This is a genomic window from Streptococcus parasanguinis, from assembly GCF_023109675.1.
Lineage (GTDB): Bacteria > Bacillota > Bacilli > Lactobacillales > Streptococcaceae > Streptococcus > Streptococcus parasanguinis_I.
Genome location: NZ_JALDUR010000004.1, coordinates 57221 through 69810, shown reverse-complemented (window position 1 = coordinate 69810; position 12590 = coordinate 57221). Strand labels below are relative to the sequence as shown.

The window sequence follows — 12590 nt, the reverse complement described above, 5'->3', positions numbered from 1 at the left end:
ATTTTCAAAAGGTATCATAAGGAGGAACCAACATGAATAAAGAAGAAGTCCAATTACTTGGCTTTGAAATTGTCGCTTATGCCGGTGACGCTCGATCAAAATTAGTGGAAGCCTTAAAAGCTGCTGAAAATGGTGATTTTGCTAAAGCAGAATCCTTAGTAGAAGAAGCAGGGTCTTGTATCGCTGAGGCTCACAAATCTCAAACGACCATGCTAGCGCATGAAGCAGCAGGAGAAGAAATCCCCTATAGCATTACCATGATGCATGGTCAAGACCATCTCATGACAACGATCCTATTAAAAGACGTGATTCACCATCTGATTGAACTATATAAAAGAGGAGCGAAATAATGAATAAACTGATTGAACTGATTGAAAAAGGGAAACCATTCTTTGAAAAGATTTCTCGAAACAAGTATTTGCGAGCGATTCGGGATGGCTTTATTGCAGGGATGCCTGTTATCCTTTTCTCATCTATTTTCATCCTAATTGCGTATGTACCAAACGCTTGGGGATTCCACTGGTCTAAAGATATTGAAACTTTCTTGATGACTCCATATAGCTATTCTATGGGCATCTTGGCCTTCTTCGTTGGTGGGACAACGGCTAAGGCTTTGACTGATTCAATGAACCGTGACCTCCCAGCAACCAACCAAATCAACTTCATTTCTACAATGTTGGCTTCTATGGTTGGCTTCTTGCTCATGGCTGCCGAACCTGCTAAAGAAGGTGGATTCTTAACAGCCTTCATGGGTACAAAAGGTCTGTTGACAGCCTTCATTGCAGCCTTTGTTACAGTTAATGTTTATAAGGTCTGTGTGAAAAATAATGTGACGATTCGCATGCCGGACGAGGTTCCACCAAATATTTCACAAGTATTTAAAGACTTGATTCCATTTACATTGTCAGTTGTACTCTTGTATGCACTTGAATTAGTTGTGAAAGCAAGCCTTCATGTAACGGTTGCTGAATCAATCGGTACCCTTCTTGCTCCACTATTCTCAGCAGCAGATGGTTACGTCGGTATTACGATTATTTTTGGTGCCTTTGCATTCTTCTGGTTTATTGGTATTCACGGCCCATCTATCGTTGAGCCTGCGATTGCAGCGATTACTTATGCAAATGCCGAAGTCAACTTGAACCTTCTTCAACAAGGTATGCACGCTGATAAGATCCTTACATCTGGTACACAAATGTTTATCGTCACTATGGGTGGTACTGGTGCAACTCTTGTTGTTCCGTTCATGTTTATGTGGTTATGTAAATCAAAACGAAATCGTGCTATTGGACGTGCTTCAGTAGTTCCTACATTCTTCGGTGTAAACGAACCAATCTTGTTTGGTGCACCACTTGTTTTGAACCCAATCTTCTTTATCCCATTCATCTTTGCACCAATTGCAAACGTATGGATCTTTAAGTTCTTTATTGAAACACTCGGCATGAACTCATTTACTGCCAACCTTCCTTGGACTACACCTGGGCCTCTAGGTATTGTTCTTGGTACAAACTTCCAGTTCTTGTCATTCGCTCTTGCAGCATTGTTAATTGTAGTAGATATTGCTATCTACTATCCATTCCTCAAGGTTTATGATGAACAAATTCTTGAAGAAGAACGTTCAGGTAAAGCTAATGATGAATTAAAAGAAAAAGTTGCAGCAAACTTTAACACTGCAAAAGCAGATGCTATTCTTGCAAAAGCTGGAGTAGAACCAGCACAAAATACAATTACTGAAGAAACAAACGTACTCGTTCTTTGTGCGGGTGGTGGAACAAGCGGTCTTCTTGCCAATGCTTTGAATAAAGCTGCAGAAGAGTATAAAGTTCCTGTTAAAGCTGCAGCAGGTGGCTATGGAGCCCACCGTGAAATGTTACCAGAGTTTGATTTGGTTATCTTAGCACCACAAGTTGCTTCAAACTTTGAGGATATGAAAGCTGAAACTGATAAATTAGGTATCAAACTGGCTAAGACAGAAGGTGCTCAGTACATCAAGTTAACCCGTGATGGAAAAGGTGCTCTGGCATTTGTTCAGGAGCAATTTGAAGAATAAGAACTAAAAAGTGAGATGGAGATGGATGGCTCACTAACTCCTCTCCACTCACTTTTCCTTTGATCCAATCAAGAAAAAGGTGAAAAAATGACAAAAATACTTCCTAAAGATTTTATTTTTGGTGGCGCTACAGCTGCCTATCAAGCAGAAGGGGCTACTCATACAGATGGGAAAGGCCCTGTTGCATGGGACAAATACTTAGCTGACAACTATTGGTACACCGCTGAACCGGCTAGCGATTTCTATCACAAATATCCAGTAGATCTTCAATTAGCTGAAGAATATGGGGTCAATGGTATACGGATTTCCATTGCTTGGTCACGTATTTTCCCAACTGGTTATGGTGAGGTGAATCCTAAAGGGGTTGAGTTCTACCACAATCTATTTGCAGAATGCCACAAACGCCATGTGGAGCCTTTCGTAACCCTCCATCACTTTGATACCCCTGAGGCTCTTCACTCAAATGGAGACTTCTTGAACCGTGAAAACATCGAACACTTTGTAGATTACGCTGCCTTCTGTTTCGAAGAATTCCCAGAAGTCAACTACTGGACAACCTTCAATGAAATTGGCCCAATTGGTGATGGTCAATACTTGGTCGGTAAATTCCCTCCAGGGATTCAGTATGATCTTGCCAAAGTCTTCCAATCACACCATAATATGATGGTTTCACATGCGCGTGCTGTGAAATTGTACAAAGACAAAGGCTACAAAGGTGAAATTGGGGTTGTTCACGCTCTTCCTACGAAATATCCTTTGGATCCAGAAAATCCAGCAGATGTTCGGGCTGCTGAGTTAGAAGATATCATTCACAACAAATTTATTTTAGATGCAACCTACCTTGGACACTATTCAGATGCAACTATGGAAGGTGTTAATCACATCTTATCTGTCAATGGTGGTAGCTTGGATCTTCGTGACGAAGACTTTGCAGCGCTTGAAGCAGCTAAAGATTTGAACGACTTCCTTGGAATTAACTACTACATGAGTGACTGGATGGAAGCCTTTGATGGTGAAACTGAAATCATCCACAACGGTAAAGGGGAAAAAGGAAGCTCTAAATACCAAATCAAAGGTGTTGGACGTCGTGTAGCTCCTGACTATGTACCTCGTACTGATTGGGACTGGATCATCTACCCTCAAGGTTTGTATGATCAAATCATGCGTGTCAAGAAAGATTATCCAAACTACAAGAAGATCTACATCACTGAAAACGGACTTGGATACAAAGATGAATTTGTGGACAACACTGTTTACGATGATGGCCGGATTGATTATGTGAAGCAACACTTGGAGGTCTTGTCTGATGCGATTGCAGATGGTGCTAATGTCAAAGGTTACTTCATCTGGTCTCTCATGGACGTCTTCTCTTGGTCTAATGGTTATGAAAAACGCTATGGTCTCTTTTATGTGGACTTTGAAACCCAAGAGCGCTATCCAAAGAAATCGGCTCATTGGTACAAGAAAGTAGCTGAAAGCCAAGTGATTGAATAAGTATCAACTGGAACTGTTTTAGTTCCAGTTTTTTATTTTCACTTGATGAGTGTCTCTTAAACGGATCTCTTCTTTCAGCCCCTAATTTATGGTATAATAGATCGATACTGTAATAAGGAAAATAGAATGAATATACAACAATTACGATATGTAGTGGCGATTGCCAACAGTGGTACTTTTCGTGAGGCTGCTGAAAAAATGTATGTGAGTCAGCCGAGCTTGTCCATCTCCGTCAGAGATCTGGAAAAAGAACTGGGGTTTAAGATTTTTCGTCGGACCAGTTCTGGGACTTTTTTGACCCGTCGGGGAATGGAATTTTATGAAAAAGCGCAGGACGTGGTCAAAGGGTTTGATGTGTTTCAAAATCAATATGCCAGTCCCGAAGAAGAGAAGAAAGAATTCTCTATTTCGAGTCAACACTATGACTTCTTACCACCTTTGATGACGGAATTCTCGATCCGCTATCCGGAAAATAAAAACTTCCGCATCTTTGAATCAACGACGGTTCAAATTTTGGACGAAGTGGCTCAAGGGCATAGTGAGTTGGGGATTATTTATCTCAATCGTCAAAATACCAAGGGGATTATGCAACGGGTCGATAAATTAGGGCTTGAAGTAGTGGATTTGATTCCTTTTCAGACTCATATTTATCTTCGCAAAGGACATCCTTTGGCTAAGAAGAAAAAACTGGTTATGGAAGATCTAGCTCAGTTGCCAACTGTTCGTTTTACCCAAGAAAAAGATGAGTACCTCTATTATTCAGAGAACTTTGTCGATACCAGCTCGAGCTCACAAATGTTCAATGTGACCGACCGGGCTACCTTGAATGGAATCTTGGAGCGGACGGATGCTTATGCGACGGGATCTGGCTTTTTGGATAGCCAGTCCGTGAATGGCATTACCGTGATTCCTTTGGAAGACAACTTAGACAATAAAATGGTCTATGTCAAACGCGAAGAGATGGATCTCTCTCCTGTAGCAGAGAAGTTTGTCGAGGTCATGGTAGAATATTTTGATCAAAAGAGGTAAGAAATGAAGAGAAAAACAATGGTCCCAGTAGCGATCGTCCTTTTGGTCCTACTGGATCAGCTGGTCAAATGGTATGTGGTGAAGAACATTCCACTGGGTGTCGTCAAGTCTTTTATTCCCCATGTGGTCAGTCTGACTTATCTTCAAAACACAGGTGCAGCTTTTTCGCTTCTTGAAAATCAGCAATGGTTCTTTACCCTCATCACGCTAGTCGTGATGGTAGGGGCCTTTTACTATCTTTATAAGCACCTTAAGGGGTCGCTTTGGATGGTGATGGGCTTGACCTTGGTGATTGCAGGTGGCTTGGGGAATTTTATCGATCGCCTGCGTCAGGGCTTTGTGGTCGATATGTTCCACCTGGATTTTATGAATTTTGCCATTTTTAATGTAGCAGATAGTTATTTGACAGTTGGAGTTTTCTTGCTCCTGATCCTGATGTTGAAAGAGGAAACGCATGGAAATTAAAATCGAAGTAGCCGGTGCGCGACTGGATAAGGCTTTGGCGGATTTGACTCCCTTGTCACGAGCTGTAGCCAATGAGCAGATCAAAGAAGGAAAAGTTCTGGTCAATGGAACTGTGAAAAAAGCTAAGTATACGGTCAAAGAAGGAGACATCATCCAGTATGAAGTCCCAGAAGTCGAAGAGGTCAGCTATGAAGCAGAAGATCTGCCCTTAGACATCGTTTATGAGGACCAGGATGTTGTGGTGGTCAATAAACCTCAAGGCATGGTTGTTCACCCAAGTGCGGGTCATACCAGCGGGACCTTGGTCAATGCGCTCTTATACCATGTCAAGGACCTTTCAGGGATCAATGGGGAATTGCGTCCAGGGATCGTTCATCGGATTGATAAAGACACGTCAGGCCTCTTGATGGTCGCAAAAAATGACCAAGCTCACGTCGCCTTAGCAGAGGAACTCAAAGACAAAAAATCTCTCCGGAAGTATTGGGCCATTGTCCATGGCAATCTTCCTAACGATCGAGGGATGATTGAAGCACCCATTGGTCGCAGTGAAAAGGACCGGAAAAAACAAGCGGTGACGGCTAAAGGAAAACCTGCAGTGACCCGTTTTCAGGTTTTGGAACGCTTTGGGGATTACACCTTGGTAGAGTTGCAACTGGAGACCGGTCGGACCCATCAAATTCGGGTGCACATGGCCTATATTGGCCATCCCGTGGCTGGAGATCCTGCTTATGGTCCTAAGAAGACACTTAAAGGACAAGGACAGTTTCTTCATGCGCGGACACTTGGCTTTACCCACCCCCGTACAGGCGAGACCTTGGAATTTTCAGCAGAAGTGCCAGCGATCTTTGAGAAAACGCTGGAAGACCTTCGAAAAGGATAATGAAGAATGGGAGTGGGAAAGAACTCTGACTAGTTAAAAAGAGTTCGTTTTCCCACCCCCGCACAGTTGATTAGGTTATCTTTGGAGCCTAAAAAGCGAACAAAGATGCCAATCAACCACTGCGTCATGCAGTTATTACTATCAAACATAGAGAGCTGGACAGTTTTTGTCCAGCCTCACTTTCATTAGATACGAAATAAATAGTATTAGAAAGAAACACAGCGATGAAAGCAAAACGAATCGTCTTTAAAGTAGGGACCTCGTCTTTGACCAATCCCGATGGGAGTCTCTCCAGACAGAAGGTTAAGGTCATTACGCAGCAATTGGCTCTCTTACATGAATCAGGTCATGAGTTGATCTTGGTCTCATCAGGGGCAGTTGCTGCCGGATTTGGTGCCCTTGGTTTTAAGAAACGGCCGACCAAGGTGGCAGACAAGCAAGCTTCTGCGGCAGTTGGGCAAGGCTTACTGATGGAAGAATACACAGCTAACCTGCTCTTGCGCAACATTGTTTCTGCGCAGATTTTGTTGACCCAGGACGACTTTGCGGATCAGCGCCGCTATAAGAATGCCCACCAGGCCCTTTCTGTCTTGCTCAATCGTGGGGCCATTCCGATTATCAATGAAAACGATACAGTCTCGATTGCTGAGTTAAAAGTAGGAGACAATGATACCTTGAGTGCGCAAGTTGCAGCCATGGTTCAAGCTGATCTTTTGGTGCTTTTAACAGATGTCGATGGTCTCTATACAGCAAATCCTTCTCAGGATCCAACAGCTAAGCGCTTGGATCGAATCGAACACATTTCCCGTGAGATGATCGAGATGGCGGGTGGTGCTGGCAGTAGCAATGGAACTGGCGGTATGCTGACTAAACTCAAGGCAGCGACCCTTGCGACCGAGTCAGGGGTTCCCGTCTATATTTGCTCGTCTCTCAAGCCGGATGCCTTGATCGAAGCAGCAGAAGAGCAAGCAGATGGCAGTTACTTCTTTGCAGTGGACAAGGGCTTAAAAACCCAGAAGCAATGGCTAGCCTTTTATGCAGAAAGCAAAGGAGCCGTTTGGGTAGATGCTGGAGCAGCGGAAGCCCTGTTGGATCATGGAAAGAGTCTATTGATTTCTGGTGTGACCAAGGCAGAAGAAGATTTTTCTTATCACGACATTGTCAGCGTCTATCATCAAGAGACTGGTCAATTATTAGGAAAAGGCAAAGTCCGTCTCGGCCAATCAGCTGTGCGCGATCTACTCCAATCTAAAAAAGCTAAGGGAATCCTTATCCACCGGGATGATTGGATCTCGGTAACTCCTGAGATTGACCTACTCTTTACAGAATTCTAGAGGAAAACGTATGGGAACAACACAAGAACAATTAGCCTTAGCGAAATCAGCTAAGAAAAGCATCAATACATCCAGTACAGCTCTTAAAAATCAGGCCTTAGAGGCCATGGCTAGCCAGCTTTTAAAAGCAACTGAAGCCATTTTAGCAGCTAATCAAATCGATATGGAAGCGGCACGCGGCAAGATCTCTGAAGTCATGCTGGATCGCCTATTTCTTGATCAAGAGCGGATTGCTGGGATGGCACAAGGAATTCGTGCTTTAATAGACCTGCCAGATCCGATCGGGGAAGTGCTGGATACTGAAGTCTTGGAAAATGGTCTTGAAATCCAGAAAGTTCGAGTCGCCATGGGTGTTATTGGCATCATTTATGAAAGCCGTCCAAATGTAACGTCAGATGCCGCAGCGCTTGCCATCAAGAGTGGAAATGCAGTAGTCCTTCGTACTGGAAAGGACGCCTTTCATTCTGCTCAAGCGATCGTGACAGCCCTCAAGGCTGGATTGGAAGAAGCTGAACTGAATCCAGATCTTCTCCAACTGATCCAAGATACGAGTCGAGCTTCTAGCCTTGCTATGATGAAGGCTAAGGGCTATCTGGACTTGCTCATTCCACGTGGTGGTGCTGGATTGATCCAAGCGGTGGTTGAAAATGCCATTGTCCCTGTGATCGAGACAGGAACTGGGATCGTCCATGTCTATGTGGACAAGGAGGCTGATTTCCAGAAAGCACTCGCCATTATCGAAAATGCTAAGACAAGCCGCCCATCCGTCTGTAATGCCATGGAGGTCTTGTTGGTTGATCAAGCGATCGCGTCTGATTTCTTGCACTTGGTCAAAGAGCGTTTATTGGATGATCGGGAAAGATCCGTTGAGTTGCGCCTAGATGAGCAAGCTCAGGCTATCATTTCTGGAACAGCAGCACAGGAACAGGATTTTGATACCGAATTTTTAGATTATATTTTAGCAGTTAAGGTCGTTGATGGAGTGGAGGAAGCGGTGGACCACATTGAAGCTCACAGCACCCATCATTCGGATGCCATTGTGACTGAAAATCCTGAGACAGCCTCTTATTTCACCAAGCAAGTAGATTCAGCAGCCGTTTATGTCAATGCTTCTACACGCTTTACAGATGGGGGTCAATTTGGACTAGGTTGTGAAATGGGGATCTCGACCCAAAAACTCCATGCGCGTGGACCAATGGGACTCCGGGAAATGACCAGTTACAAATATATCGTCAGTGGAAATGGTCAAGTGAGGTAAGAAATGAAAGTTGCATTTATCGGTCTTGGAAACATGGGGGCTAGTCTAGCCAAAGCAGTTGCAAAAGAAGTGGACGCGAAAGACCTGCTCTTGGTCAATCGTTCTCCTCAAAAGGTGCAAGAGTTTATCAGCCAGTATGGGGGAACGGCATCTGATCTTGAACAAGTCTTTCAAGAGGCTGAAGTAATCTTTTTAGGGGTCAAACCCTATCAGATTTGTCCTCTCCTAGGAGAGTATCAAGGCATCTTGGCCCAACGCTCTAATCTCTTACTGGTTTCCATGGCTGCAGGCCTGGAATTAGAAAAGATGGCTGAAGTGATCCAGAACGACCAGCTAGGGCTAATTCGCATCATGCCCAATACGCCTGTGGCCATTGGTCAAGGGGTTATCAGTCTGGCTCGCTCTCAAGCAGTGACAGATCAGCAAGTAGCCAAAGTCAACCAGCTCTTATCAGGTGCTGGGGCTCTCTATGAAATTGAAGAAAAATTGATGGATCCTGCAACGGCTGTTGCAGGCTGTGGTCCAGCCTTTGTCTATCAGATGATTGAAGCTATGGCAGATGCAGGAGTAAGCTTAGGGCTTACTCGAGAGCAAGCCTTGCAAATGGCGGCTCAGACCTTCCAAGGAGCTAGTCAAATGGTCCTAGAGACAGGCGAGCACCCAGCCCGCTTGCGAGATGCAGTTTGTAGCCCAGGTGGCTCTACCATCGCAGGAGTCAATCGCTTAGAACAAGTCGGCTTACGGGGCGACATTATTGCTGGAGTGGAAGCAGCCTATAAACGCACTCAAGAATTAGGACAAGAGGCAGCGAAGGAATAGAAGAAAAGATTGGTTTTCGCCAATCTTTCAAGTTGAAGATAAAGTCCTCTTAGAAACTTTCCTTAGGTGAGTACGGACGTCAGCGAACTTCATAGAAGTTCCATGACTAATTATTGAGCCTAAGGTCTCAATAATTCCGAGTGCTAGAAACAAGAGTGTTTCTAGCACTTTTCTCACGACGGAAAAGTTTCCATAGAGGATTGGGTAACTCTGGTTTTGTTAGATTTGTATAAAAGAACAGTTCGTTAACGTTCTCCAAGATTGGTTTTTTGGCCAATCTTTTTTACGTCAGAGCGACTCTATTTCTACCAAACCATTTTCGGTCAGACGATAGATTTTTTTGCAGACTTCTTTGAGGAAGGTCCGGTCGTGGGAGACTGTAACCAGTCCGCCTGGGTAGTCTGCGAAAAGGCGTCGAATTTCTGGTTGGGAAGTGGGGGAAAAATTGCGAGTAGGCTCGTCCAAGAGTAGAAATTGGGGACTTGTGAGCACTAGTTGTAGGAGAAAGAGTTTTCCTTGCTGGCCACCAGAAAGTTCAGAGATCGGATGGTGCATTTCAGAATAGGTAAAGTTGAGGGAGGCTAAATGCAATTGAATGGTGTTGATTTCTTCGCGATCGCCTGAATGCTGTAAGAATTGAACTGGTGTCTTAGTCAGAGGGAGGCCTTCAGTGTAATCTTGAGGCATATAGGCAGTGCGGATGCTCTCATTCTTCTGTAGACTTTTCCATATCATTTTTAGGAAAGTGGATTTCCCCACACCGTTGGAACCGATAATCCCTATCTTATCCTGCCCTTGAAGTGTGAGGGAGAGGTTCTTGACTAGGACACGATCACCAATTGTGAGCTCTTCTTGATCTAAGAGAAGGACACGTTTTTGAGGAGACAAGGGAGTGAGGGAAGGGAAATGCAGATGGATGATTTCCTCATCATAGGGTTGGGAGGTCATGGATTGGAATTCTCGCTCGTAGCGCTTTTCTTGTGAGAGGAGGGACTTCATTTTCTTTGCCAGGAGACGTCCAGCAGTGCTATCCTTGGTGTTTCGTAAGGAAGTTTGGACTTGCTGACGGACGCGACGGTGCTTCTCCATTGTTTTTCGGTAGGCTCGTTGATCGTTGGCCGCTTGCTGAGACTGTTGCTTAAATTGTTGTTCCCTCTGGCTACTGTAGTCTTGATAACCTAGGTGCTCTACGATGGTTTCAGCCTCCTTGCGGTGTTTGATCTGTCTGAGGTGAATGATGGTATCCGCCGTCTGAGTCAAAAAATCCTCATGATGGGAAATAAATATTATGGTTTGGGGGCTCGTTTGGATCATCTGCTGGAGCCAGTCCAAGGTCTCCAAATCCAGATCATTTGAAGGTTCATCTAAAAATAGTAATTCATGAGGACAACAAAGTTCGTGAAGCAGTTGGACTTTGAGGGCTTCTCCTCCAGATAGACTTCCGATAGCTTGATCGCTTGCAAAGCGCTCGCTATTAAAATGCAATTGATCTGCCAGTCTGTAGAGGGTGGCATAGTCTAGCTCGTCCTCTCCAAAAAAATATTCTTCCAAGGTTTTTTCCTTCAAAGCTTCCGGTAAAGTTTGGGGAATATAGGCATAGGAGTGAAAGGAAGTGGTGATTTCTCCTTCCGTGATCAGATAATCTGGTAGGGATTTTGGGGACATAAGGACGTTAAGCAAGGAAGATTTTCCATTTCCTTCTTCGCCAATAATGGCAACTTTTTCCCCTTCATGAATGGTTAGGGACAGATCGCGAACCAAATCTCGTAAATCTTTTGTATGGCAGATGGTAAGGTGGGATAGTTTTAGCATAAGATTCCTTTCTACTGGGGCAAAAAAACAGCTCTACCTATTTAGTAGAGCTGTATTCAAGTGGAACCCAGGCAGAAAAAGACCTTATTTAGCCAAAAAAAGTTGGAAAATAGGCAAGAGGGTACACAAAAAGAGATAGAACAAGCAGTCCACTAAATAAAGTATTTTATTTAACGAAACTTAGTTGTTCATATCTCCTTACCTCCGAATATGATCAAATTTATTCTATTCCTTTTATTCCTTCTTGTCAAGGAATTCCTTGCTTCTTATTCCCTTTTCTTTTCGGACTCGGGGGGATTTTATGGTATAATTAAAGGTATGCATACAAAACCAACGTCCGCTTATGTCCACATCCCATTTTGTACCCAGATTTGTTTTTATTGTGATTTTTCGAAGGTTTTTATCAAGAACCAACCGGTCGATGCTTATTTGGATCATTTGATCCAAGAATTTCGTCGGGAAGAAATCACAAATTTACGGACTCTCTATATTGGGGGTGGGACACCGACAGCCTTAACTGCGGATCAGCTAGAGTATCTGCTCAAGGAGCTGACCAAGTCACTTGATCTTTCTCAGATGGAGGAGTTGACCATCGAGGCCAATCCTGGTGATTTGGATCCGGATAAGATTGCTGTCTTAAAGGATTCACCGGTTAATCGGGTTTCTTTAGGCGTACAGACCTTTGATAATCGCTTGCTCAAAAAGATTGGTCGGAGCCATCAAGAGCAGGATATCTATGACAATATCGATCGTCTGAAGCTGGCTGGTTTTGACAATATTTCGATCGACCTCATCTATGCCCTTCCGACGCAAACCATGGAGCAGGTCAAGGAAAATGTCGCTAAGGCTCTTGCCCTCGACATTCCTCATATGAGCCTCTATAGCTTGATTCTGGAGAATCACACGGTCTTTATGAATCGCATGAGACGGGGCAAGCTTCCTCTACCAAAAGAGGAGTTAGAAGCGGAGATGTTTGAATACATCATTCAGGAGTTGGAGCGTGCGGGCTTTGAGCATTATGAAATTTCTAATTTCTCCAAGCCTGGTTTTGAAAGTCGACATAATCTCATGTATTGGGACAATGCTGAGTATTATGGTCTGGGAGCTGGTGCATCCGGCTACGTCAACGGTGTTCGCTACAAGAATCATGGGCCTATCCGTCACTATATGCAGGCGGTCGAAGAGGGAAATGCGCGTGTCCAAGAAGAACATCTGAGTCAGACAGAAATGATGGAGGAAGAGATGTTTCTAGGACTGCGTAAGAAGACAGGCGTTTCCAAGAAGCGTTTCGAAGAAAAGTTTGGTGTGAATTTTGACCAACAATATGGTTCAGTGGTTGAGGAATTGACCCAGCAGGGACTCTTGGTGCCTGACAAGGACATTGTACGAATGACCAAGAAAGGTCTCTTTTTAGGAGACACTGTAGCAGAGAAGTTTATTTTGGAGTAGAAG

At 44.1% G+C, this 12590-nt stretch carries 11 protein-coding genes; 10 read left to right on the top strand and 1 reads right to left on the bottom strand.

What is annotated here, in order from left to right; all coding sequences use genetic code 11:
• Nucleotides 1–32: 32 nt before the first annotated feature.
• From M1G14_RS04490 to proC, 9 genes are all read left to right on the top strand, one after another.
• Nucleotides 33–350, top strand: a complete 318-nt coding sequence (locus tag M1G14_RS04490) for a PTS lactose/cellobiose transporter subunit IIA (protein ID WP_003007713.1) — start codon at nucleotides 33–35, stop codon at nucleotides 348–350.
• Nucleotides 350–2047: a lactose-specific PTS transporter subunit EIIC gene (locus tag M1G14_RS04485; RefSeq protein WP_247926352.1), complete on the top strand. Its 1698-nt coding sequence runs from the start codon at nucleotides 350–352 to the stop codon at nucleotides 2045–2047. The genes M1G14_RS04490 and M1G14_RS04485 overlap by 1 nt, the downstream gene beginning before the upstream one ends.
• An 87-nt stretch (nucleotides 2048–2134) precedes the next feature.
• On the top strand, nucleotides 2135–3541 hold the full coding sequence (lacG, locus tag M1G14_RS04480) for a 6-phospho-beta-galactosidase (protein WP_247926351.1): 1407 nt from the start codon (nucleotides 2135–2137) through the stop codon (nucleotides 3539–3541).
• 126 nt (nucleotides 3542–3667) lie between these two features.
• The gene (locus tag M1G14_RS04475) at nucleotides 3668–4570 is read left to right on the top strand and encodes a LysR family transcriptional regulator (RefSeq protein ID WP_003011186.1); all 903 of its coding nucleotides are present in this window, start codon (nucleotides 3668–3670) and stop codon (nucleotides 4568–4570) included.
• Nucleotides 4571–4573: 3 nt separating this feature from the next.
• The gene (lspA, locus tag M1G14_RS04470) at nucleotides 4574–5035 is read left to right on the top strand and encodes a signal peptidase II (RefSeq protein ID WP_049474594.1); all 462 of its coding nucleotides are present in this window, start codon (nucleotides 4574–4576) and stop codon (nucleotides 5033–5035) included.
• Nucleotides 5025–5915, top strand: coding sequence for an RluA family pseudouridine synthase (locus M1G14_RS04465; protein ID WP_247926350.1), 891 nt, complete (start codon nucleotides 5025–5027; stop codon nucleotides 5913–5915). The genes lspA and M1G14_RS04465 overlap by 11 nt, the downstream gene beginning before the upstream one ends.
• Nucleotides 5916–6139: 224 nt before the next feature.
• The gene (gene proB, locus M1G14_RS04460) at nucleotides 6140–7249 is read left to right on the top strand and encodes a glutamate 5-kinase (RefSeq protein WP_247926349.1); all 1110 of its coding nucleotides are present in this window, start codon (nucleotides 6140–6142) and stop codon (nucleotides 7247–7249) included.
• A 10-nt stretch (nucleotides 7250–7259) separates the two neighbouring features.
• The gene (locus M1G14_RS04455; protein ID WP_247926348.1) at nucleotides 7260–8507 is read left to right on the top strand and encodes a glutamate-5-semialdehyde dehydrogenase; all 1248 of its coding nucleotides are present in this window, start codon (nucleotides 7260–7262) and stop codon (nucleotides 8505–8507) included.
• Between the two features lie 3 nt (nucleotides 8508–8510).
• Complete coding sequence (proC, locus tag M1G14_RS04450; protein WP_070665304.1) at nucleotides 8511–9326, top strand: pyrroline-5-carboxylate reductase; 816 nt, start codon at nucleotides 8511–8513, stop codon at nucleotides 9324–9326.
• Between the two features lie 288 nt (nucleotides 9327–9614).
• On the opposite strand, the gene M1G14_RS04445 is transcribed toward proC, so the two are convergent.
• The gene (locus tag M1G14_RS04445; protein WP_247926347.1) at nucleotides 9615–11138 is read right to left on the bottom strand and encodes an ATP-binding cassette domain-containing protein; all 1524 of its coding nucleotides are present in this window, start codon (nucleotides 11136–11138) and stop codon (nucleotides 9615–9617) included.
• Nucleotides 11139–11456: 318 nt separating this feature from the next.
• Between M1G14_RS04445 and hemW the strand changes: the two genes are divergently transcribed.
• The gene (gene hemW, locus M1G14_RS04440) at nucleotides 11457–12587 is read left to right on the top strand and encodes a radical SAM family heme chaperone HemW (RefSeq protein WP_247926346.1); all 1131 of its coding nucleotides are present in this window, start codon (nucleotides 11457–11459) and stop codon (nucleotides 12585–12587) included.
• The last annotated feature ends 3 nt before the right edge of the window (nucleotides 12588–12590 follow it).